General features: G+C 58.9%; 16 protein-coding genes. 7 read left to right on the forward strand and 9 right to left on the reverse strand.

What is annotated here, in order from left to right:
- Nucleotides 1-63 precede the first annotated feature (63 nt).
- Entirely contained in the window at nucleotides 64-429 is a 366-nt protein-coding gene (locus PF1751_RS06980; protein ID WP_010212242.1) for a hypothetical protein, read from the forward strand.
- A 52-nt stretch (nucleotides 430-481) separates the two neighbouring features.
- Here PF1751_RS06980 and PF1751_RS06985 read toward each other — a convergent pair whose 3' ends face one another.
- Nucleotides 482-1,594 (reverse strand): enoyl-CoA hydratase/isomerase family protein, encoded by a 1,113-nt coding sequence (locus tag PF1751_RS06985; protein ID WP_044286758.1) that lies wholly within the window; start codon nucleotides 1,592-1,594, stop codon nucleotides 482-484.
- A gap of 136 nt (nucleotides 1,595-1,730) precedes the next feature.
- Here PF1751_RS06985 and ung point away from each other — a divergent pair, with 136 nt between their 5' ends.
- From ung to PF1751_RS07005, 4 genes are all read left to right on the forward strand, one after another.
- Nucleotides 1,731-2,423, forward strand: a complete 693-nt coding sequence (gene ung / locus PF1751_RS06990; protein WP_010212240.1) for a uracil-DNA glycosylase — start codon at nucleotides 1,731-1,733, stop codon at nucleotides 2,421-2,423.
- Nucleotides 2,424-2,635: 212 nt separating this feature from the next.
- The gene (locus PF1751_RS06995; RefSeq protein ID WP_044286759.1) at nucleotides 2,636-4,657 is read left to right on the forward strand and encodes a hypothetical protein; all 2,022 of its coding nucleotides are present in this window, start codon (nucleotides 2,636-2,638) and stop codon (nucleotides 4,655-4,657) included.
- A 193-nt stretch (nucleotides 4,658-4,850) separates the two neighbouring features.
- Nucleotides 4,851-6,812 (forward strand): hypothetical protein, encoded by a 1,962-nt coding sequence (locus PF1751_RS07000; protein ID WP_044286760.1) that lies wholly within the window; start codon nucleotides 4,851-4,853, stop codon nucleotides 6,810-6,812.
- 198 nt (nucleotides 6,813-7,010) lie between these two features.
- Nucleotides 7,011-9,302, forward strand: a complete 2,292-nt coding sequence (locus tag PF1751_RS07005; protein ID WP_044286761.1) for an autotransporter outer membrane beta-barrel domain-containing protein — start codon at nucleotides 7,011-7,013, stop codon at nucleotides 9,300-9,302.
- 525 nt (nucleotides 9,303-9,827) lie between these two features.
- On the opposite strand, the gene PF1751_RS07010 is transcribed toward PF1751_RS07005, so the two are convergent.
- The 6 genes from PF1751_RS07010 to PF1751_RS07035 all read right to left on the reverse strand — a co-directional run bounded on the left by PF1751_RS07010 (nucleotide 9,828) and on the right by PF1751_RS07035 (nucleotide 18,628).
- Complete coding sequence (locus tag PF1751_RS07010) at nucleotides 9,828-12,989, reverse strand: hypothetical protein (protein ID WP_044286762.1); 3,162 nt, start codon at nucleotides 12,987-12,989, stop codon at nucleotides 9,828-9,830.
- Between the two features lie 169 nt (nucleotides 12,990-13,158).
- A complete protein-coding gene (locus PF1751_RS07015) occupies nucleotides 13,159-14,187 on the reverse strand; it encodes an AbrB family transcriptional regulator (protein WP_010212230.1) in 1,029 nt (342 codons plus the stop codon).
- Nucleotides 14,180-15,694 carry a tripartite tricarboxylate transporter permease gene (locus PF1751_RS07020; protein WP_010212228.1) on the reverse strand — a complete coding sequence of 505 codons (1,515 nt, stop codon included), beginning with the start codon at nucleotides 15,692-15,694 and terminating at the stop codon, nucleotides 14,180-14,182. The genes PF1751_RS07015 and PF1751_RS07020 overlap by 8 nt, the downstream gene beginning before the upstream one ends.
- Nucleotide 15,695: 1 nt before the next feature.
- The gene (locus PF1751_RS07025) at nucleotides 15,696-16,154 is read right to left on the reverse strand and encodes a tripartite tricarboxylate transporter TctB family protein (protein WP_010212226.1); all 459 of its coding nucleotides are present in this window, start codon (nucleotides 16,152-16,154) and stop codon (nucleotides 15,696-15,698) included.
- A 164-nt stretch (nucleotides 16,155-16,318) separates the two neighbouring features.
- Complete coding sequence (locus PF1751_RS07030; protein WP_010212225.1) at nucleotides 16,319-17,302, reverse strand: Bug family tripartite tricarboxylate transporter substrate binding protein; 984 nt, start codon at nucleotides 17,300-17,302, stop codon at nucleotides 16,319-16,321.
- A gap of 33 nt (nucleotides 17,303-17,335) precedes the next feature.
- Nucleotides 17,336-18,628 carry an OprD family porin gene (locus tag PF1751_RS07035; RefSeq protein WP_044286763.1) on the reverse strand — a complete coding sequence of 431 codons (1,293 nt, stop codon included), beginning with the start codon at nucleotides 18,626-18,628 and terminating at the stop codon, nucleotides 17,336-17,338.
- 234 nt (nucleotides 18,629-18,862) lie between these two features.
- Here PF1751_RS07035 and PF1751_RS07040 point away from each other — a divergent pair, with 234 nt between their 5' ends.
- Nucleotides 18,863-19,534 carry a response regulator gene (locus PF1751_RS07040; protein ID WP_010212220.1) on the forward strand — a complete coding sequence of 224 codons (672 nt, stop codon included), beginning with the start codon at nucleotides 18,863-18,865 and terminating at the stop codon, nucleotides 19,532-19,534.
- Nucleotides 19,527-20,912, forward strand: coding sequence for a sensor histidine kinase (locus PF1751_RS07045; RefSeq protein ID WP_010212218.1), 1,386 nt, complete (start codon nucleotides 19,527-19,529; stop codon nucleotides 20,910-20,912). Before PF1751_RS07040 ends, PF1751_RS07045 begins: the two co-directional genes overlap by 8 nt.
- Here the strand turns inward: PF1751_RS07045 and PF1751_RS07050 are convergent, their stop codons facing one another.
- Together PF1751_RS07050 and ygfZ are read right to left on the reverse strand one after the other, a co-directional pair.
- Complete coding sequence (locus tag PF1751_RS07050) at nucleotides 20,913-21,734, reverse strand: HDOD domain-containing protein (protein ID WP_021491036.1); 822 nt, start codon at nucleotides 21,732-21,734, stop codon at nucleotides 20,913-20,915.
- Nucleotides 21,735-21,770: 36 nt separating this feature from the next.
- On the reverse strand, nucleotides 21,771-22,712 hold the full coding sequence (gene ygfZ / locus PF1751_RS07055) for a CAF17-like 4Fe-4S cluster assembly/insertion protein YgfZ (RefSeq protein ID WP_044286765.1): 942 nt from the start codon (nucleotides 22,710-22,712) through the stop codon (nucleotides 21,771-21,773).
- Nucleotides 22,713-22,786: the final 74 nt, after the last annotated feature.

Here is a 22,786-nt window from a genome sequence, read left to right on the forward strand (position 1 = left end):
TGAAAGCTGAATGCCGCCCTCCCGCGTCGCTGGAGGCGCTCTTCCGCGGTCCAGGAGGCCGCCATGTATCGACGACTGCTGCTCAGCGCTTTACTCGGTCTGACCCTTTCCGCTTGTGTGCCTTATTACGATGGAGGCCAGAGCTACTATCGGTCCGAGGTCTACACATCACCGGCGCCGGTGTATTACTACGGTGGTGGTACGGCGTACCCGTATCGGCGTGACTACTACCCTGCACCGCGCTATTACGCGCCACAACCGCGCTACTACTCAGCGCCGCGTTATTACCAGCCGGCCCCGCGTTATTACGGACCGCGCGCCGGTTACCGGCCTTACCCGAACCAAGGCTGGGGCGGCGGTAACCGTTGGGGGAATGGCGGGCACGGCCGCGGTTCCGACCATGGAGGTGGTCGCGGCGGTCACCGTTGACACGTCTGCATTGCAAGCGGCGCACGAAGCGCCGCTTTTTTATGGGCAACTGCTAGTAATCGGACAGGTCGGCCAGGGGGTGGCGACCTTCCCAGGCCTTATTGAAATGCGCCTGCACCACCGCATCCGGAATCGCGTTGATATCCGGCCAGTGCCAATGGGGCGTCTGGTCCTTGTCGATCAACCGCGCACGCACGCCTTCGCTGAATTCCGGGTGACGGCAGCAATTGAGGCTTATGGTGTATTCCATCTGGAACACTTGGGCCAGGGACAAATGCCGGCCGCGCTGGATCTGTTCCCACACCAGGTGCGCGGTCAACGGGCAGCCTTCGCTGAGCGTCTTGCCGGCCCGGCTGAACAGCGGGTCAGCGTGTTCGCGCAGTTGGCTCAAGGCCCGCCAGGCACAGCGCACATCGCCTACGTCCAGCCATTCGTCGATCTGTGCCCGGCGTGGCAGCCATTGTGCCTGCGGTTGTTGCTCGACAGCTTCCTGGGCCAACGCCTTGAGGAGGCTGTTGAGCTGCATTGAGGTTTGCTCCTGCCAGTTCAGTTGTAGCAGGCCGTCGAGCAGTTCGTCTTGCTGGTCGTCGCGCAAGAAGCGGTCGGCCAGTCCCAGGTCCAAAGCGTCGCGGCCGTTGATATGGGCGCCCGTGAGGCCCAGGAACAACCCGAGCTTGCCTGGCAGCCGCGACAGGAACCAACTGGCGCCGACGTCCGGGTACAGCCCGATGCTGATCTCTGGCATGGCCAACCGACTGCTCGGCGTGACGATGCGCACCGCCGCACTTTGCAGCAGGCCCATCCCACCCCCCAGTACGTAGCCGTGGCCCCAGCAAATCAGCGGTTTCGGGTAGGTGTGCAGGCGATAATCAAGGCGGTATTCCGCCGCAAAGAACTGCGCAGCCAGGGGCGGGACAGCGCCTGGCTGTTCCCTGCAAGCCTGAACCAGGCTGCGCACTTCACCTCCGGCGCAAAATGCCTTGGGGCCGTTGCCACGCAGCAGCACGCAGACAATGTTCGGATCCTTGGCCCAGGTGTCCAGGCGTTCGCCCAGGGCGAGGATCATCGGCAAGGAGAGCGCATTGAGGGACGTTTCAGCATCGAGGCTGGCGATACCGATGCGGGCACCGTCGCTGCCGGTCAGTTCTTCGAAGTGCAGGTTCATCGTGACCTCAATCGATACGTTGAAGGATGAGTATGATCGCTTCGTAGGAAAGTGTCGGTGGTGTGTCAGATCAATTGACAAGCGGGGTCGGCTTTCCTAGGGTTCGCCTCATTCTTTTTGACAAGACCATTCAACCATGACCGAAGACGACCGTATCAAACTCGAACCCAGCTGGAAACACGCCCTGCGGGATCAGTTCGAGCAGCCGTACATGGCCCAACTGCGCGAGTTCCTGCGCCAGGAACATGCCGCCGGCAAAGAGATCTACCCGCCCGGCCCGCTGATTTTCAACGCGCTCAATTCCACGCCGTTGGATAAGGTCAAAGTCGTGATCCTCGGCCAGGACCCGTACCACGGCCCCGGCCAGGCCCACGGCCTGTGCTTCTCGGTGCAACCGGGTGTGCCGGCGCCGCCGTCACTGGTCAATATCTATAAAGAGCTCAAGCGCGACCTGAACATCGACATCCCCAATCACGGCTACCTGCAAAGCTGGGCCGACCAGGGCGTGCTGATGCTCAACACCACCATGACCGTCGAGCGCGCCAACGCCAACGCCCATGCGGGCAAGGGCTGGCAGTTCTTTACCGATCGGATTATCGAGGTGGTCAGCGAACATCAGCCGCACCTGGTGTTTTTGCTCTGGGGCGCTCATGCCCAAGGCAAGCAGAAGCTGATCGATGCCACCAAGCACCTGGTGCTGACCTCGGTGCACCCGTCGCCACTGTCGGCGTATCGCGGGTTTTTGGGTTGCGGGCATTTCAGTCGCACCAACAAGTTTCTTGAGCAGAATGGCGAGACGCCGATCGAGTGGCGGTTGCCGCCTGTCTGATGGTTGTGCGGGGGCAAGTTTCCCCCGCTCCCGCAAGTCATTGTTTGACGGTGCTTTGGTCGTGCGTTTCACGCAAACCAAGCACTTTCGGCCCGGCCGTACCTGTTAGTTCTGACAGTATCCGTTTCGGCTTCAATCGCATTAACTCCTCTCTCTGGTCTCTGTAACCGATGGCCAATAACCCTCACTGAGGCTTGCCGAGGAGAGTAGACATGCCAAAACCTGAACCCATTGGAGTGACAAACGCCGGCATTCTGGAGTTGCACGCACCGTTGGCGCCTGACTCACTGGATTTGATGCCTGACGATGACGGCCGGAAAATACCTGTGTCGTTTCAAAGCACGGGACTGCGCGTTGAGGTGCCTGAACTTCCGCCCGGCAGTGATAGTCTCGATCCGGGCGATATAACGGTATTCAAGTGGTATTGGGATGACGCTCTGTTTGAGACCAAAAAGCTGGAGGCGCCCTATGACGAATCCGACCTGCCTGATGTCGATGCCGTGGTGCCTTCGTATCTTATGGATGTCGGCGGGCTGCATCGTCTGAAATACGAAGTGGTCTTGAGAGAAAGCAGCGGCAACCCTGGCGTTGCCTCATTCATAACCCTGTTGGACAGCGACAGGGTCGGCCCGAATCAGGGGCAGCGCGGACCGCGGTTGCGGTTTTCTGCGCAGATCGATGCCGAAGGCGTCACCGACGCATACCTGGATGATCCAGCCAATGGAAATCAGGTGATCGGCACTATCGCTCCTCTGTGGTTGGACGCCCGTTTAGGTGACGTTGTCGAGGGTTATCTGACCCTATTGCCCTTCCACAAACCTGCGCGCAAACGTAGCCGCCGTCTGGACATTGTTGCCACGACAGAGATCACACAAGAGCACAAAAACGGGACTCGACCTGTTGAATTACATTTTCCCGGCGACTATCTGCGCGGGTTGAAAAATGCCGAGTACAACGGCCTCTATTATCTGCGCGACCGCTCGGGCCGCGAGTCTGGCCCTTCCCTTACTTCCCCTCTATTGATCAGTTTGACGCCGACGCCCGTCGAGCTGCGTCCTGTTCAGATACCTCAATTGGCGGACGGCCTGATAAACCTCGATGACGCCCGCCAAAAACCGGATGGCGTGTACATGCAAATCCTCGAAGTATACGGCGCCGCGCCGGGGGATTTTTTGCATCCTTTCTGGGACCGTATACCCCTGGCTTCTATCCAGATTACCGAGATTCAGGCGTGGCCTATCACCGTCCGCATTCCGTATTCAGTGTTGGCCAGTGGCGGTTATGAGTACACACCAGGGGTGATCCGAGCAGAATACAACTGGCAGCGGGGGACTGCGCCCGCGAGGCCTTCGGCCACCCGGTTTGTTCCGGTTAACCTGACCGTGGCAGGGGATGTGAGCCCTGACAATCCGAAACCGACCAACCACTTGCTGCCGGTGGTGACCGTCAAAGGTAAAGATGGTGACAACCAGTTGAGCGTGAATGATGAAGGGCTGCGCGTACGTGTGGTGGCCCCTCTATACAACAATCCGAAACCAGGTGAATTGCTGGAGTTGATGGCGGGCACCCATCCAGGACCGATTGCGACGTATGAAGTGAAACTGGGGGACACGGCCGGGAAGGAAGTCGAATGGTTTGTCGACTGGGCCTTCATCGAGATTCTGGCGGGCGGGCTGGTTCCGTTCTTTTATTGGACCTTCAACGGCGTTAACAGGCAGCGAGCACGGGATACGCCGGTATTAATCAACATCATCCCGATTGTGGGGTTGAAAGACCTCGAGTATGTCGGGGTGACCTACGACACAGGCCCGGATTCCGGGTTTATCAGTTGCTCTTTGCGGCCGTGGGTTAACGGCGTGGGCGTCAAGATTCCTGGGGATGAGAGCCGGTTGGCCCCAGGCGATGAGCTGAAATTACACTGGGCCAGTTATGCGCATCCCGCCGGCTTTTCCGGTGCGGTCATCCCTGAAACCATCCAGACCTTCAAGCATACGCTGACCGGGAATGAACACCGTGACGGATATACCTTTCAGGTGCCGTTCGTTCCGTACATCAAGGCACCCGGTCTGGTAGAGCCTGCGCCGGGCCAGACTGAGCCTCGCCATGGCTCGGCTGTCGCACGCTACCAGGTCATCAGGCCCTTTGGCGCAGGCATGGGCTATTCCGGTCGCAAGTTGGTGTACATCAAGTTGACTCGCCTGGCTGGCCAGCCGCCTTGTCTTTCGGATGATTAAAACGTTGCATAACTGTCAGATTTGACAGTTATGCAACCTTCTCAAAGTCTATTCAATGAACGAGACATCATCAGGTTTGTGAAGCCATACCAGTTGAACGTCAGTTGTTTCCTTGAGTAATGACAGCCGGGTGTGTGGTCAAGCATGCCTTGTATACCCGGACAGATACCTATCCTTATCAGGAGTTAGAGTTATGTCCAGTAATACACAGAAACCCATCAACAAAAGCAGCGTTCAAGAGCTAGGGCCTTTGGAGGACTGGGAGGACCCCATCGAGAACCCTTCTTTTTCGCCGCCGCCAATTATCGAGGGTCTGTTACAGGCTATCGTGGGTGATACGCACCGTGATGTAGTGCCGCGGGCGCTGCAACAGACGGGTTTGGTGCTGCAAATACGGCCTTGGGAGCGCGGGCTTTTCAATGCGTTCGAGCCGCTCACCGTATTGGTTAATGACCGGCCTGAATTCATCACGAGCTTTGAAACCAGCGTCAATCTACCTGATCCTGTGGTTATCAACTTGGGGCCTCGAGATGCGCTTAAAGAAAATGGGCTCAAGGACATCAGAGTCGTTGTGGTTAACGCAAGCGAAAACGTCATCAACTACAACGTCAGGCGAGTGTATGTGGATGCACGGGATCCTAATGGTAATAAACAGCCTGCCCCGCTTGAATTTGAAAACTATGGCGCGGAACTCACCCCCACATACCTAGAGGGTAAGCTGGGTCTGGAATGCACCATTCCCGAGCCTGCAGAGCGGCGGGGCGGGGACAAGTACAGTATTCATGTGGGCACCTCCACGACGCACATTGAAGGTGACGTCCCCTTGACTGGCGCCATTACGGCGATCATCCCCACTGCAGTGATCCTGGAAAGAGCCGGTACAATCGAGAATACCTACCGGCTAATTGATCGTTCAGGAAACCAGACGAACCTCTCTGATCCGGCCTATGTGCGCGTAAGGCTCAACAATCCGCCGGTGTTCGGCGCTATCAGAGTTTTGGAGGCGCCGCTGGTCGACAAAGAAGAAGCCCGCAATGGTGCAACAGTACGGCTGGAAAGCATTACAGGCCACTTGCCCACGTATTTCCTGAGAGTGACGTGGGGAACGGTAGAGATCTACAACCAATCCATCGGCTCGATCAGTGGGCCGATTGATATTCCCGCCCGTTATGCTGCCATTGCGACGGGTGGTAGTTTTTACACTGCTGATATTCAGCTTTTTGTGGATCGCGCTGACAGCCCCACCTTCCCGTCAGTCGTCGTTCAAGTGGATGTCGACCTGCGTGAGCCAGGTGACAGCCAAAACCCCGGCCCAGGTCCTGTGGATCCGACGCTCGCCATGCCCGTACTGTTGGGCGGCGGGCCTCTGCCGCGTCCAGACAACCGTATCTCTGAAAAGGATCGTGGCTTTGATGCAACGGCTACTCTAGCGTTGCCTGCGGGATTGACAACGGGCGACTTCATCGACCTGATCTATGGCCCCAACGGAGATGTCGCGTCCACCTATGCCGCCACAGGCTCGGAGCCAGCGGGTTTTCAGGTGCCTTTTACCGTTGACTGGACGCTCATCGAATCGTTTGGCAATAGCTCTGCCCTCCCGATTTATTGCAAGATCCGCGATGCGATCAACTACAAACACACCCCGACTCAAAATGTGGTGGTTGAAATTTTCAATCTGGCGGGGTTGGCCGATCCTAGTTTCAACAACGCAGCAGTCTTGCCATCTCACCCACATGCCGGTTACTTCATCAATTGTTCACGGAGTCCATGGCTGGGTGTTCCAATCAAAGTCCTGGACCCGGCGATACTCCAAGTGGGGGATAAGGTCAAGATCGAGGCCTACCGATACGCCTATGTCCCCGCTGGAACGCCTCTCGGCGCACCTATCGGGTCCCCGGTGATAAGTGCTGATTTCGATATCGACAGTAGCCATGTAAACCTGGGCTTGATCGTGCCTTTGGATTTGAGCGCCTGGTTCAGGGACTATACGGGTACCTCAGGTCGGGGCTATGTCGGTGTGCGTTGGACACTCTTCCGGCCGTCCACAGGGGATCGTGGGAATTCCATGGAAGTCAGGGCGCTTTGGGACCTGGTTGCTTCTGGCACACCTCCTACCTGTGTGCCAGGCGCAACACGCCGTAGCGGGACACTCTGATTGCCTTGGCCCCACTCGCCTTTGTGAGGCGGTGGGGCCTTTTACTGCAACAACCTATAGCCGTTAAGCAGGGGATATTAAGAAAAGTCCTACGTGTTCGGGGGATTCAGCTCTTTAGTCTCAGCGCCGTGGAAAACGGAGACCTATTCGATACGGGTTCCGGGTTCGAACTGGTATTTACTTCTGAGGCTACAAAGCATGAAATCTATTAATCCCCATCATTTTCGTTATTCGCGTTTATTCAAAACTATAAAACTCATGGCTGTCGGGCCACTGTATCTTTTGAGTGAACATGCGCTATCGGCTGTCACCGTGGACGGCAATGTTGGCACCGGCCAACTTGACGTCTATCCCGGGTCAGGTGCGCTGGCCTATATCGCGCAGAATAATGCGGCCCTCAACATCCACGACAATGCCATCGTTCAAGAAATACAGGCGACCAACGGCTCTACACTGACCATTAAGTCGGCTACGGTGACCTCGACGCACAGATTCCAGGCAGCTGTCGCACTGAGTGAATCGAACGCCACGATCACCGACGCGAGTGTGACCAGCTACACCAGTGGCGGCTTGAACGTTGCTCACCAACCAGGCACCACCATCGGCTCTCACGCTCAAGTCAGCAGGAGTGAAATTACCGGTGCGACTTACGGCGCCAACGTTACTTCCCATAGTCTGTTGGAGTTGAATGACTCCAAGGTGACCGGCAGCAGCCAGCAGGGTCTAAGGCTGTTGGGGGGCGCAGCCATTGCCAGGAACAGTGAAATCACGGGGGCGACAACCGGTGTCGTCATGGCACGTGAGAGTTCGACGGCCATTGAGTCTCCTCACTTGACCCTGGACGGTTCACGCGTCGAGGGGCTTGGCGGCCCGGCAATCTCAGTGTTGAGCCCGATCATGGCCGAAATTGATGTAACCAATGGTTCATCCTTGAGCGGCAAGAACGGCAATATGCTGGAACTGAGCGGTGGTGGCTCGGCCAACATGCGCGTGAATAACAGTGCGCTCGACGGCAATATCCAGGTGGGCAAAGACAGCGCTCTGGACCTGAACCTGGATGTCGCCTTCATGAACGGCGACATCGTCAACAGCGGCGGCAGCGCCAACGTGGGTCTGAACAATGGCTCGGTACTGACCGGGCGCCTGGACAATGTCGACAAACTGTCGGTCAACAGCGACGCCACCTGGGTGATGGTGGATGGCCAACAGGCCCTCAACGCATTGTCGATGAATGGCGGTAACGTCAAGTTCGGCGAGTCCGGAGCCTTCTATAAGTTGGACGTGGCCAACCTGTCCGGCACCGGCGGTACGTTCATCATGAAGGCGGATTTCGGCTCGCTGACCGGCGACTTCCTGAATGTAACGGGCACGTCTGCCGGTCACCATCAGTTGCTGCTCGCGGCCACGGGGGCCGACCCGTTGAACGAGCGCCTGCACATGGTGCACACCGCCGACGGTGTGGCGAGTTTCAGCCTGGTGGGTGGTCGGGTCGACCGCGGTACCTATTCTTACGACCTGGCGGCGGATAACCAGAATCACGATTGGTACCTGGACCCGGATAGCAAGGTCATCAGCCCGAGCACCAACTCAGTGCTGGCGTTGTTCAACGCAGCGCCGAGTGTGCTGCTGGGGGAAATGACCAACCTGCGGACGCGCATGGGCGAACTGCGTTTCAACGGCGGCCAGACCGCGGGTTTGTGGACTCGCGCCTACGGCAACAAGTATGAAGTGTCCAACGACAAGACTGGTCTGGGTTACAACCAGAGTCAGCGCGGTTTCACCCTGGGTGCGGATGCACCGCTGGAGGCCGGCGATGGGCAGTGGCTGATCGGTGCAATGGCCGGCCACAGCCAATCGGACCTGGACCTGAACCTGGGCAGCAAGGCCACCATCAACAGTTACTATGTGGGCGGCTATGCAACGTGGCTGGACAGCGAAAGCGGCTTTTACTTCGACGGCGTGCTCAAGTTCAACCGCCTCCACAATGAGTCCAACGTGGCCATGAGCGACGGCAAGAAGAGCAAGGGCAACTACACGCAAAATGCCATGGGCGCTTCGGCCGAATTTGGTCGTCACATCACGCTGGATGACGGCTATTTCGTCGAGCCCTACGGCCAATTGGCGGCGGTGATCACCCAGGCCCAGAGTTACACACTGGACAACGGCCTGGAAGCCAAGGGGGACCGTTCGAGTTCGGTGATCGGTGAGTTGGGCGTCACTGCCGGCAATAACATCCAACTCGACAGCGGCGGCGTGCTGCAGCCCTACTTGAAAGCTGCGGTCGCCCATGAGTTCGACCAGAGCAACAAAGTGTTCGTCAACGATAACTCGTTCAACAACGACCTGTCGGGCTCACGCTTGAAGCTGGGAGCGGGTGTAGCGATGTCGGTGTCGCAGAACCTGAGCATGCATGCGGACCTGGAGCGGAGCGTGGGCAAGAACATCAAGCAACCCCTGGGGGTGAATGTGGGGCTGCGCTACGCGTTCTAAACGTTGCCGGTGCAGGACTCTCCGTTCGTCGGGCAAACCGCCAACCTGTCAAATCTGACAGTAGGCGGTTTGTTTTTTTGGGGGCTAACTGGATGGGCATTCCTTATCAGGAGATTCCCATGCAGCGTCTTACAAGTAAAAAAGTTATGCGTACCGTCCCCAAGGTATTACTGGCGGCAGGTGTTGCTGTACTGCTCGCCGCTTGTTCCAGCGGCCCTACCGAGACGATTTCGAGTGAGTACCCGGGGGGGGATCCAGCTTGCACTAGCGCCGGCTATTTCAAAAGCGTATCGCCCGGTTGGTATTATCGGTGTATATACCACGTCAATATCAATCGATGGATAAAATACCCGATGCAGTGCCCGGCTGGACAAGATTTTGATGACACTCTGAAAAAGTGTGTACCCAGAAAATAACAAATCAGCGAGCCTCTCTTCCTGACGGTAGAGAGGCTTTTTTATTGCATCAAAAGTGGTGGTGTCGGGTAGCAATGTCACCACCCGGCACCGGTCTTGAACAATGAGTCTATGGCCGCTCCACAACCAAAATATCATCCAGTGAAAACTCGGCCCCTGAGAAACCACTCTTGAAATAGATGCGTATAGGCAAGAACTGAGACGGAACCCCGGCAGGCAATGCAAAGGTCCGGGAGTGTGAGGTCCATACTCCGGGATTGTTATGCAGGAAATGTTCTGACTGAGTGCCGAACTCCATGTAAACAAAGGGTTGATAGGGGTTCAAATCCACCTTCATTTTGAAACTCAAGTCGTAGGTTTTACCGCTTTTGATAAAAAAGGATTTAATGACGCCGGGAGTGATAGGGCTGCCATTGTTGAGTTTTACAAACCAGAAATTGTTGTTGTTGACGTTTCTGATCAGGCCCAGACTGCTGACGATGTTGACCCACTGATTCCAGCTTAATAACTCAAAGTCCGTCAAATCATAGAACCGAAGCGCTTGGATGAAGTAGTTGCTCGACGGAAAGGGTTTGGCGTTCAGTTCATTAGTATCGCCATTGAAAGTGACGGCTGCACTTACCGTCACCTTGCTTTCATCCGTCAGTGCGGTAAACCAGCTGCGCATTGCCTTTTCATTCACTATCCCGTTGTCGGCTTGGGTCTGGTCGATCAGATGGCCGTTCAACAGTGTCAAGGGGGTTGCGCCAACACTATGGAGCTTGAGCCAGATCCGTTGGTCCTTGCGGCTTAACGTCCAGGGCGCCAGGCTCACCCAGCAATCGGTGTTGAACGCATTCAAGTCTATTTTTGAGCCGGGTGGCAGGCCATTGAGCCTTGGCTGCGGCAGTGGATTGCCGCCGGGTACTTCATCGAAGTCCAGTACGCGCAGGTTCAGTACCCTTGAGTCATCGGTGATGCCATTGGTTGTGACGTGATACTGAAGACGCAGGACGCTCCCAATGTGGTCGCCGATCACGCTGTTAGAGAATTTGAAATCGACAAAACCCGCAGTTGGGTTGCCGTATTGAGGTGCTATGGACGGTAGCGTCGCACCGGGGTTGCCCTGCAGTTCGAGTTTGATGAGATCGTTCGAAGACATCGGTGCAAATTGCACGCGAACCGTCACCTGCGCAGTGTTATCAGCAATGACCGGGTTGATAGTCGCGTTTTCGTCGTCCACGGGTGTGCTGTTATAAACGAAAGGCGCGGGCAAATGGCGCGCAGCGAGGACTCTCATGTGCACGGTGTTCGAGATGCGTGGTGCAACGCCTGGACGCGAGCGCTCGTAGAAAATATTCATATTTTGATTGAGCAGGATGTACTGGCGCTTAAGCGTGAAAGGCAGTGGCCGGTCTTTCCAAGTGTCTGAGACAAAGAAGGGTTGGGGCGGCGCGCTGCCACCTGGCACATAGCCTTCAGCATGCAGGATGACCGTATCCCCCTCGATGATGTCGCTGTGGGGGTCGACCTCAATGGTGGCATCACCGGTGGACTGGTTCGAATCAAACACGTAATCAGGCGGTGGCGCCTCATGCACTCGCGGTTCTGGCAGTACAGCCGTAGAGGCACTGATACTAACTGTTGTGTCCGGGGATGGTAGTGGTCCCTCGCTATTCTGACGGGTATAAGAGGCAGTCAGGCTGCCACCTGCCAATTTGGCAATGTCACCCTCGGGGCCATTGATAATCGAGAACACCACATTGCCTACGCCTGCATTTTTGGATTCTTCGTGGTAGTAAAACTTGCCGTTAGGGTAGCGACCCAACAGCTTCAGCGTGATGCGGTCAAAGTAGTCCTGGTCGTCATATTTAAGGATGTCGATGTTGATGATGGTGGTATCGGCAGGCAGTATTCCATCGACAGCCTCGCGAAAAATCGGGGCGCGAAGTCCGCCGGGAATGGCGGTGCCGATAATAGTGACCGGCGTGAGGTGTGAGCCTCTATTCTGCGCGCCAAAGCGAATTCGCTCATAGCTAAGTCGAGCCTCACCTTTGATCAACGGTATCAGGTCGCTTACCGGGCATGGAATTTTGAGCTGGCGCGTCGTGGTGGATGTCAGTGGATCAGAGCTGTAGGTTTTCCTCACCGTTTGCCCACGCAACGTCTTGCCGATGAGGGTCACCTTGATCACGTCGCCCAATTGGTAGCCGTTATTCGCGATTAGAACGACGATGTTCACGAAATCGCCAACCACGTGGTCGAGATCTAGGATGTCTTCCGGAGCCTCACTGAAGAAACAATGGGGCAACAATGGCTCTGAACCATCGTTCAGGTAGACCAGGAGGAATTCGGCGACCGACCAGCCGTCGGAATAGTTTCCGCATTCATCAATCACGCTCCACTCAGCGACGTGATGGCCGCTGCCGATCTGGCGCCAATGTTCAATGCACAGCTTGAAAACAATGTCGTCATGGTTACCCTGTTCCTCCTGCGACACTGAGTGTTCGAATAATGCATCGCCGATTTTCAGGCGAACAACATCCCGCACCGCCCGGTAAGTGCGGGGTGACAGTGAGGTATCGGCAGGGTAGTAGGGGACGCGAATCTCTATGCAGTTTTGGGCGTCGTCTTCTGTAACGCCAAAGTCGAGAAATTCTTGGGGAATGATCGGCTTGAGCAGGTTCGTGTTTACAAATCTGTCCCCGTCCGGATTGTCCCCGCCGGGTTTCACCTTATCGACCTTCAGTGCGAATTTTCTTGTTTCTCCTACCGCCTGGCCGAGGCGTGTCACCCTGAAGAACACTGGATAGGTATTACCGTCGGTGATCGAACTTGACGGTACGAACAGGGGAATCACCTCAGCGTTATCCACTTCATGCTGTTGGATGGTGGTGGAGGCGACGGGGTCGGTCAGAGAGCCCCAGAACAGCTCCACGAAATCCAGGGCTGCCGCCTCCAGAAATGGCAGCAAGCCGATCAGTAGTCCCTCCTCATGCGTGGTGATTGCGACGAGGTTGATACCTGCATCGTAGCCTTGCACCGGCCGGGTACTTGCAGGGATGTACAGTACCAAATCTTCGAGGTGAACCTTTTTGAAGGCTTGCGTCGAGTTGAGCGACAGGTCGGACGGGGGCGGCACCAAGTAACGACGGTCGATGAACGTACGCTGCACCGATGGCGTCTTTTTGAGGGGGCGCGTGCTTGAGTAAGGCGTAAGCAGTGAGCGCCCCTCTGAGAGCTTGATCAAACGCTGGTCTGGATTTTTGGAAAGCTCTTCGTCGTTACCCATGGTGGAAGCCTCTGCAGTTATTGAGGAACTCAATGTCTACGGCCCATTTACTGAGTGGGAGTAGTTGCGAAGAGGTGTAACGCGGAAGCTGGGGAGCAACCAGCTGTGAGAATTGACAGTGCCGACAAACGGCAGCGGCCCGCACGCGAGCCGCTCACGTTACCGAGGGTCAGGGTTGACGGTTCCAGTGCCGGAACAGAGGTTCGGCGAGGAACAGGACGAACAACAAACGCATCACCTGCATGGCCGTCACCAGGGGAACGGACAACTGCAGCGTCTCGGCGGTCAGGCTCATCTCGGCAATCCCCCCCGGCATCATGCCCAACGTCAGCGAGCGCAGGTCCAGGTGGGTCAAGGCACTCAAGCCCACCGCTGCCAATGTCGCCAGCGCCATGGTCAGGGCTGTGCCGATCAGGGTGCGACCCATGAATGACGGTGCCCGACGGAAGAACTGCCGGTTGAAGTGGCAACCCAGACCGCTGCCGATCAACCATTGGCCGATTTGGCTGCCGCCGTCGGGCAGGCCGATATGCAGGTCCCAGATCACACTGGCAGTGGCGCTCACCAGCAAGGGGCCGAACAACCACGGGTTCGGCTGACGCAAACGCTGCCAACCCCAGGCGACCAGTGCGCCCATCGGAAACAGCGCTAACAGCCACGGCCAGCTCACGGGCGCCGGATGAAACTGCGGTGTACCGCCTTCCAGCAGATACTTGAAGATCGCCGGTACACACAGCACCACCACCAACACGCGCAGACTCTGCCCCGCCGCGACACGGCTGAGCACGGCGCCATTGCGTGCGCCGAGGTTGACCATCTCACCGGAACCGCCCGGCATGCTGGAGAAAAACGCCGTGGCGCGGTCTTCACCGCTGCGGCGCATCAACCACACGCCAACCACGCTCGACATACTGGTGACCAGTGCGCCGAAAAAGATCAGCCCGAAGTGGCTCATCACCTGTTCGATCACCACCGGCGTGAAGTGCAGGCCGATGCCGATGCCCACCACCCATTGGCCGCATTTGCGCCCGCCGGGAATCTCCGCCAACTGCCACGGCGTGAGGCAGCGCACCAGGATGATCGCCAGCAATGAGCCGACCATGTACGGCAAAGGCCAGCCGACGAGGCTGGCCAGGTAACCGCCGGCCAGGCCGACCAGCGGTGTTCCCCACCAATGTTTAAAGGTGACCTCAGACATCGGCCACGGCACGACGCTGCAAGGCACGTTTGCGGTAGATGCGGATCAGCGGGAAGGCCAGCATCAGCGCGGTCAGTACCCACACACCAAAGGTGATCGGGCTCGACCAGAGGATCTGCAGGTCACCGTTGGAAATCGACAGCGCACGACGCAGGTTCTGCTCCATCAAGCCACCGAGGATAAAGCCCAGCAGCACCGGCGACAGCGGGAAATCGAGCTTGCGCAGGATGTAGCCGAAGATGCCGATACCGACCATCAGGAACAGGTCGAAGGTGGTGGCGTGAACCGCGTACACGCCAATCGCCGTGATGATGGCGATCACCGGTACCAGCGCCCAGTTCGGCACGGCAAGGATGCGGGTGAAGATGCGGATCATCGGGATGTTGAGGATCACCAGCATGATGTTGGCGACGAACAACGAGGCGATCAGGCCCCAGACGATGTCCGGTTGCTGTTGGAACAGCAGCGGGCCAGGGGTGATGTTGTACAGCGACAGTGCGCCGATCATCACGGCCGTGGTGCCCGAACCTGGTACGCCGAGGGTCAGCATTGGCACCAGGGCACCGCAGGCGGACGCGCCGATGGCGGTTTCCGGAGCGGCGAGGCCGCGCATGTCGCCCTGACCGAATTTACCGCTGGCACCGGCCAGGCGTTTTTCGGTCATGTAGGCAACGGCTGACGCCAGCGTCGCACCGGCACCTGGCAATACGCCCATGATGAAACCAAGCAACCCACAGCGGATGTTGACGACGAACACCGCGCCAGCTTCCTTCAAGTTAAACATCATGCGCCCGGTGGCTTTGACCGCTTCCTGGCCACGGTGGGTTTTTTCCAGCAGCAACAGGATCTCGCTGATGGAGAACAGGCCCAGCACCAGCACCACAAATTGGATGCCGTCAGTCAGGTGGATGTTATCCCCGGTAAAGCGATACACGCCGCTGTTGGCGTCGATGCCGACCGCCGACAGGAACAGGCCGATCAGCGCCGCCACGAACGTCTTCAAGGGTTTGTCACCGGCCATGCCGCCGAGACAGACAATCGCAAACACCATCAGTACGAAATATTCCGCCGGACCGAAGGCAATCGCCCATTGGGCCAGCAACGGCGCAAACAGCACCATGCCGCAGGTGGCGATAAACGCGCCGATGAACGAACTCCACGCCGACAACGACAGCGCCACGCCAGCCAAGCCTTTGCGGGCCATTGGGTAGCCGTCAAGGGTGGTCATCACGGTGGACGCTTCGCCCGGGATGTTCAGCAGGATCGAGCTGATACGGCCGCCGTATTCACAGCCCAGGTACACGGCTGCCAGTAGGATCAGCGCCGATTCGGGTGGCAGGCCCAGGGCGAAGGCGATGGGGATCAACAGCGCCACGCCGTTGATCGGGCCCAGGCCTGGCAATAGGCCGACCACGGTGCCGATCAGGGTGCCGCACAGCGCGGTCACCAGGTTGTAAGGGGACAGTGCAACGCCGAAGCCCTGGCCCAAGTAGCCGAAAGTATCCATATCAATTCTCCAGAACGTCGAGCAGGCCGAGGGGCAGCGGCACATCCATGGCTTTATCGAACAGCAGGTAAAGACCAATCGCCATCAGGCCGACGATCACTGCACTGGGCAACCAGCGGCCGCCATACAGGCGCGCCATCGGGATGCCGATCAGCATGCTGCTGAGGATGAAACCCAGGGGTTCGAAGGTGCCGGCAAACACGATCAACAGCGCGACGCACACGCCGATCTTGATCAGGGTTTCGCGGTCCAGCGCGGGTTCTTCTTCCGTGTGCTTGGTCGGCTGGGGGCGGAACAGCATGTAGATCAGTGCCAGGCTCATCAGCCCGAGCATCAGCAGCGGGTAGGCGCGAGGTCCTACCGGCTCGTAGGAAAACGACGCTTGATACGGCCAGGCCATCAGCGCGAGGCCGGCACAAGCCAGCAGCAACACGGCGGCGAAAATGCGTTGTAAGAGCATAGGGAACTCCTGGATCGCGCCCCGAACGGGGCGCGGCTACGGAATATGGCGACGCTATAGGAGCGAGCTTGCTTACGAAGAACGTCAACGAGGCTGCGTGCTGCCTGGATAAGCGCGGTGTCGTTGCGTTTTTCGCGAGCAAGCTCGCTCCTACAGAGGGGCAATTACTGGATCAGGCCGAACTCTTTGGCCAGCACTTTGTAGTCAGCCACCTGTTTCTTCACGTAGGTGTCCAGCTCCGGGCCGGTCATGGCGAACGGGAACAGCTCGCGCTGGTCACGCAGCTTGGCGAACTCGTCGGAGGCCAGCAGCTTGTCGAACGCGTCTTTCCACCAGGCGTAGTCGGCATCGCTGACTTTTGGCCCGAGGTAGAAACCGCGCACCACTGGCCAGACGATGTCGTAGCCTTGTTCCTTGGCAGTCGGAATGTCTTTCATTTCCGGCTCGTCCAGGCGCTGCTCGGAGAACACCGCCAGCAGGCGCATGTCGCCGCTCAGGATGTGCGGCATGGAGTCGGAGATGTCGGTACTGCCCACCTGGATATGGCCACCGAGCAGGGCCGTGGCAATTTCGCCGCCGCCTTCGAGTGCCACGTAACGCAGTTCACGCGGGTTGATCCCGGCCGCCTTGGCGATCAGCGCGGTTTGCATCCAGTCCTGGCTGCCGACGGTGCCGCCGGAACCGATTACGACGCTGCCCGGATCTTTCTTCAAGGCTTTGACCAGATCGTCGAGGGTCTTGTAGGGCGAGTCGGCTTTCACGGCGATAGCCCCGTAGCTGGTGCCCACCGCCGCCAACCAGCGCACGGCACTTTCATCGAAGCGACCGAACTTGCCCTGGGCCAGGTTCAACAGCGAACCGCTGGACCAGGCCACCAGCGTACCGGCATCGGCAGGGCGCTGGGCGACTACGGCGTTGTAGGCCACTGCGCCCACGCCACCTGGCATGTAGGTCACGCGCATTGGCTTGCTCAGCAGTTTCTCGTTGACCAGCGCGCTTTGCGCCAGTTTGCAGGTCAGGTCAAACCCACCGCCAGGCGAGGCCGGGGCGATGCATTCCGGGCGCTTGGGTTCATCGGCGGCCAACAGTTGGCCGGCGAACAGCATGCAGCCGGCGGCGAGGGCTAATTTACGCAGTGAAGGGGTCATGGTTATCTCCGTCTTTGTTGTTATGAGGGGTTACTACCAGAGCGCAACGCTATAGCTGACCAGCAAGCGCATTTCATCCGCATCACGGGCGGAGTAGTTGGAACGGTAGGTGGCGTTGCGCAGGCGCACCGCCACATCCTTGAACGTGCCGGTTTGCACCACGTACTTGATCTCGCTGTTGCGTTCCCACTCCTTGCCAGTCTCGCCGTTCTTGAGCTTGATGTTGTCACCCGAGAGGTAACGGCTCATGAAGCTCAGGCCGGGGATGCCCAGCTTGGCGAAGTCGAAGTCGTAGCGCGCCTGCCAGGAACGCTCTTCGGCGCCGGCAAAGTCGTTGATCTGCACGAAGTTGACCAGGTACGGGTCGCTGCCATCCACATACGGGAAGGCGCTGTCGCCGGACATGTGCTGGTAACCGGCACTGAGCTTATGGCCATTGAGGGCATAGCTGAACAGACCGTTGAGGGAGGTGTTGTCGATCTTGCCGCCGCGTGCTGCGCCGGTATCATCGCTGATGGCCAGGCGCAGGTCGGTGCCGAAGGTGCCAGGCCCCATCGGGCGCGAGGCCACCAGGCCGAGGAAGTGCTGGCGGTACACGTCATCCAGCTGGGCGAAGTGGTAGCTGCCGGTGATCTTGTCAGCGAACTTGTAGTCCGCGCCGCCGAAGTTGAAGTGCTTGCCGGTGGCGCCGCTGACGAAGCGGCTGTTCTTGTTGTTGAGGGCGATGTCTTCGTAATTGGTGTCGTCACGGTCCTTGGCTTTGTCCAGGCGCCCACCGGTGAATACCAGGTTCTTGAATTCTTTCGAGGTGATCAGGCCGCCATTGAAGGTCTGCGGCAGGATGCGCCCGTCGTTGGGCTTGAGGATCGGCAATTCGGGAATCAGCGAGCCGATTTTCAGCTCGGTGGCCGAGATCTTCACTTTGCCGGTCAGGCCCAGCTTGGAGTACTCGTCGGCGGCACGGCCGTCGTCATGGGTGGGCAATAGGCCGGTGCCGGTGCGGTCGGGGCTGGAGTCGAGCTTGACCCCGAGCATGCCCAGCGCGTCCACACCAAAGCCGACGGTGCCGTCGGTGTAGCCCGATTGCAGATTGAGCATGAAGCCCTGGGCCCATTCGTCGCGCTTGGATTGCTGCGCACTGGTGCCGTCGCGGAAATCGCGGTTGAAGTACATGTTGCGGGTTTCCAGGGTCGCGCTACTGTCTTCGAAGAAGGCAGCCTGGCTAAGCGGCGAAAAGCCGGCAAGCGTAGCAGCACTGGCGAGGGCGATCTGGGTCAGACGAGAAAAACGAACAGGCGAGGAGGCCTGGGGCTGTGTCGACAGCATCGTTGTGTACTCCGTTATTGTTCTTATTTTGGCGAAAACGCTTCGAGGCGTTTTTCGGGCGCGACGTTGAGGTCGCTCGGCGGGCATAGACCACCGTAGCTGGATGCTAAAGGGCGAAGCTTTCACTAACCTTTCAACGGCCTTTCAATGTTTTCGGGCTTCACAGGGCAGGCGGCGCCTGTAAACTGCCCGCCAAAGCGTGGCGCCGACCACCCCTGAACGAGGTAGAAATCCATGCGTGTCTTGCTGGTTGAAGACCATCTGCAACTTGCCGAAAGCGTCGCGCAAGCGCTCAAGAGCACGGGTTTGACCGTTGACGTGCTGCACGATGGAGTGGCGGCGGACCTGGCCCTGAGCAGCGAGGAGTACGCGGCGGCGATCCTCGATGTGGGGTTGCCACGCATGGACGGTTTCGAGGTGCTCGCACGTTTGCGCGCCCGTGGAAAAAATCTTCCGGTGTTGATGCTGACCGCGCGCAGTGATGTGAAGGACCGTGTGCACGGCCTCAATCTTGGCGCCGACGATTACCTCGCCAAACCTTTCGAGCTCACGGAGTTGGAGGCGCGGGTCAAGGCACTGTTGCGGCGCAGTGTGTTGGGCGGCGAGCGCCAGCAGGCCTGCGGCGTGTTGGTCTATGACCTCGACACCCGGCGTTTCACCGTGGGCGGCGAGCTGATGACGCTGACCTCCCGTGAGCAAGCAGTGCTTGAGGCGCTGATTGCACGACCGGGCCGGGTGATGAGCAAGGAGCAGCTGGCTTCCCAAGTGTTCGGCCTGGACGAAGAAGCCAGCCCCGATGCCATCGAAATCTACGTGCACCGCCTGCGCAAGAAACTCGATGGCCAGCCCATCGCCATCGTGACCTTCCGCGGCCTCGGCTACTTGCTGGAAGCCCGCGATGCATAAGCCCAGCAGCCTGCGTTGGCGCCTGCTGTGGAACCTGGCGCTGTTGCTGGTGCTGTTGATGCTCGCCAGCGGCATGAGCGCCTACTGGAACGGCCGCGAGGCCGCCGACACCGCGTACGACCGCACGCTGCTGGCCTCGGCGCGCACCATTGCCGCAGGCTTGACCCAGGTGGATGGCACCTTGAGTGCGAACGTTCCGTATGTGGCCCTGGATACGTTCGCCTACGACAGCGCCGGGCGCATTTATTACCAGGTCAATGACATCCATCAGAAGCTGATCTCCGGCTACGAAAACCTCCCCGGCCCGCCGCCTGGCACGCCGCGTACCGATGACTATCCGGCGCTGGCACGCTTCTATGACGCCATGTACCAGGGCCAGCAGGTGCGGGTGGTGAGCCTGCTCAAGGCGGTCTCCGAACCGAATATGAACGGCATGGCGGAGATCCGTGTCGCTGAAACCGATGAAGCGCGGGTGAGCATGGCCCGCAGTCTGATGGCGGACACGTTGCTGCGCCTGGGGATGCTTGCGGTCGGCGCATTGTTGTTGGTGTGGTTTGCCGTCAGTGCCGCGTTGCGCCCGCTGGAGCGCCTGCGCACGGCGGTAGAAGAACGTCAGCCAGACGACTTGCGGCCATTGCCCTTGGTGGAAGTGCAGCATGAGTTTGGGCCGCTGGTGCGCTCCCTCAACCATTTCACCGAGCGCCTGCGCGGCCAATTCGAACGTCAAGCGCAGTTCATCGCCGATGCAGCCCATGAACTGCGTACCCCGCTGGCGGCCCTCAAGGCCCGGCTGGAGCTGGGGTTGCGCGCCGAGGATCCCGCTACTTGGCGCAGCACCCTGGAAACCGCAGCCCAGGGCACTGACCGCCTGACGCATCTGGCCAATCAGTTGTTGTCGCTGGCACGCATTGAAAACGGTGCCCGCGCGATTGCCGAAGGCGGCGCGCAATTGCTGGACCTCAGCCAGTTGGCGCGGGAGCTGGGTATGGCCATGGCCCCGTTGGCCCACGCGCGCGGCGTGGCGCTGGCGTTGGAGGCCGACGAGCCCGTGTGGCTGCGCGGTGAGCCAACCTTATTGAATGAGTTGCTGAGCAACCTGGTGGATAACGCACTGGCTCACACGTCTCCGGGGGGCAATGTGATCCTGCGGGTGACGGCGCCCGCCGTGTTGGAAGTGGAGGACGATGGCCCTGGGATCCCGCTGGATGAGCGGGACCGCGTTTTCGAGCGCTTCTACCGTCGCAGCCAGCAGGGGATGGGGTCTGGCCTGGGGTTGGCGATTGTCGGTGAGATTTGTCGGGCGCACTTGGCCCAGATCAGCCTGCACGATGGCGAGCAGGCCGGCTTGAAGGTGCGGGTGAGTTTTATCGCGGGTTGATCAGTAGAACATCGAGCGGGCTTCATCCAGCTCGGCGCGCAACGCATCGCTGTAGGGGTCGACCCGCAGTTTCTTGAGCGCCGGCAAGGTCGAGACCGGTACGCTGGCCAAGGGATGATCGGTGCCGCGATGGCAATACAACACGGCGATCTGCACCAGGTCGATGTAGTCGAGCTTGGGCGAGTCGCGTTCCAGGTCCAGGTATTGGCCGGGCAGTTTCGCCAGCATTTCCGGGAAGTCCCAGACTCCCAACAGTTTGTCGCCCAGTAACGGGTGGATACTCTCGATGACATGGTTGAGGCTGACCGGGTCTGCGAGCAACTCGTAGTGGTCCTCGGCGTACGTCAGGATCGGCAATACGCCGATCTGATGCACCAGGCCGCCGAGTGCCGCCTGGTCTGGCTTGAGCTGGCTGTGGCTGCGGCACAGGGCGTAACTGACGCCCGCCACTTCCAGGCTGCGGCGCCATACATCACGCATCTTTTGTTCGACCACGTCGGAGCGGGCGTGGAAAATTTGCTCCATCACCAGGCCGATTGCCAGGTTGCTGCTGTAGTTGGTGCCCAGCCGGGTGATGGCGGTGTGCAGGTCGGTGACTTCCTGGGTGGCGCGCAACAACGGGCTGTTGACCACTTTGATCAGGCGCGCCGACAGCGCGGTGTCGCGACCGATCACTTTGCTCAAGTGGCTGATGCTGATCTCCGGGTCCTCGGCGGCCTGGCGAATATTCAGGGCCACTTCCGGCAATGTCGGCAGAACCAGCTCATCGTTGTCGATGGCCCTCACTAAAGCCTGTTGGACTTTTTCCGCCAGCGTGTTCATTCATGCTCTCTAGGGTGTTGCAAAAAGGTACGGCGATCAGCGCTGGATCTCTCGATCACGGTCGAGCGTGTAAGGCAGGTCGAGCAGGTGCAAACGGGGGCCTTCCGGCGTACCTACATGCACATCGCCACTATCGGCAGCTTCGGCTTGCAACACGGCCAGAAGTTCAACGGTTTGGTCAGTTTTTGCCGCAATGACCACTTCGCCGATCGCGCTGGTGTGGCTGGGCGAAAACAGCGGAGTGCCTGGCTCGGGCATTTCAGGCGCATCAAGGCTCAATCGGTACAGGCGACGTTTGAGTTTGCCCAGGTACTGCATGCGCGCGACGATTTCCTGGCCGGTGTAGCAGCCTTTCTTGAAACTCACGCCGCCCACGGCCTGCAGGTTGAGCATCTGCGGGATGAACAGTTCGCGGGTTTGCGGCATGACCTGGCCGATGCCGGCGCGGATCTGCCCCAGCAGCCATTCATTCAGATCGGTTTGTTCAAGGGTTGCAGCCAATTGATTGCGTACGGCGTCGCCTTGCTCGGCAGGCACCCAAAGTTCAGCGCGGTCAGGGGAGACGCGGATGGCGATCAAGGTATCGCTGCGAACGACGCTGTCGGTCTCGGCGGGCAGTTCAAGGCCAAGGCTGGTCAGGGCCGGCTCCGCATTCATCAGACCGAAGCGCACCCAGGCGGCGCTTTCGTCGGTCAGTTTGGATTTGGAGAACACGGCGTACTTCTTCAGGTCGGCCAGCTGGGGTTCCAGTAGCTCGGTGGCCATGGCCAGCACCACGCCGTCACCTTGCAGCAGGATGCGGAAGCTCGATTGCATGCGCCCTTTTTGCGTGCAGCGCGCGCCGAGGCTGGCCTGGGTATCGCTCAGGTAATTGAGGTTGCAGGTCAGTTGGCCCTGAAGGAATTTGGCGGCGTCGGCACCGCGGACGGCGAGAACGCCTTCGTGGGACAGGGGGCAGAAGAAAGCAGAGTCGGCCATGGGTCATCGCAGGTCAAAAAGTCATGGGTGCATCATAGAGGGGCGCCCGGCAAATGGATAGTTTCCGTATGGGG

The sequence above is a fragment of the Pseudomonas simiae genome (assembly GCF_000934565.1).
GTDB lineage: Bacteria > Pseudomonadota > Gammaproteobacteria > Pseudomonadales > Pseudomonadaceae > Aquipseudomonas > Aquipseudomonas simiae.

Excerpts from the sequence above, each read along its gene's own strand:
- PF1751_RS06980 (WP_010212242.1), top strand. The coding sequence starts at position 64 with ATGTATCGACGACTGCTGCTCAGCGCTTTACTCGGTCTGACCCTTTCC.
- PF1751_RS07005 (WP_044286761.1), top strand. The coding sequence starts at position 7,011 with ATGAAATCTATTAATCCCCATCATTTTCGTTATTCGCGTTTATTCAAA.
- ygfZ (WP_044286765.1), bottom strand. The coding sequence starts at position 22,712 with ATGGCCGACTCTGCTTTCTTCTGCCCCCTGTCCCACGAAGGCGTTCTC.
- PF1751_RS06985 (WP_044286758.1), bottom strand. The coding sequence starts at position 1,594 with ATGAACCTGCACTTCGAAGAACTGACCGGCAGCGACGGTGCCCGCATC.
- PF1751_RS07025 (WP_010212226.1), bottom strand. The coding sequence starts at position 16,154 with ATGCTCTTACAACGCATTTTCGCCGCCGTGTTGCTGCTGGCTTGTGCC.
- PF1751_RS07040 (WP_010212220.1), top strand. The coding sequence starts at position 18,863 with ATGCGTGTCTTGCTGGTTGAAGACCATCTGCAACTTGCCGAAAGCGTC.
- PF1751_RS07015 (WP_010212230.1), bottom strand. The coding sequence starts at position 14,187 with ATGTCTGAGGTCACCTTTAAACATTGGTGGGGAACACCGCTGGTCGGC.
- PF1751_RS07000 (WP_044286760.1), top strand. The coding sequence starts at position 4,851 with ATGTCCAGTAATACACAGAAACCCATCAACAAAAGCAGCGTTCAAGAG.
- PF1751_RS06995 (WP_044286759.1), top strand. The coding sequence starts at position 2,636 with ATGCCAAAACCTGAACCCATTGGAGTGACAAACGCCGGCATTCTGGAG.
- PF1751_RS07050 (WP_021491036.1), bottom strand. The coding sequence starts at position 21,734 with ATGAACACGCTGGCGGAAAAAGTCCAACAGGCTTTAGTGAGGGCCATC.
- PF1751_RS07020 (WP_010212228.1), bottom strand. The coding sequence starts at position 15,694 with ATGGATACTTTCGGCTACTTGGGCCAGGGCTTCGGCGTTGCACTGTCC.
- PF1751_RS07030 (WP_010212225.1), bottom strand. The coding sequence starts at position 17,302 with ATGACCCCTTCACTGCGTAAATTAGCCCTCGCCGCCGGCTGCATGCTG.
- ung (WP_010212240.1), top strand. The coding sequence starts at position 1,731 with ATGACCGAAGACGACCGTATCAAACTCGAACCCAGCTGGAAACACGCC.
- PF1751_RS07010 (WP_044286762.1), bottom strand. The coding sequence starts at position 12,989 with ATGGGTAACGACGAAGAGCTTTCCAAAAATCCAGACCAGCGTTTGATC.
- PF1751_RS07045 (WP_010212218.1), top strand. The coding sequence starts at position 19,527 with ATGCATAAGCCCAGCAGCCTGCGTTGGCGCCTGCTGTGGAACCTGGCG.
- PF1751_RS07035 (WP_044286763.1), bottom strand. The coding sequence starts at position 18,628 with ATGCTGTCGACACAGCCCCAGGCCTCCTCGCCTGTTCGTTTTTCTCGT.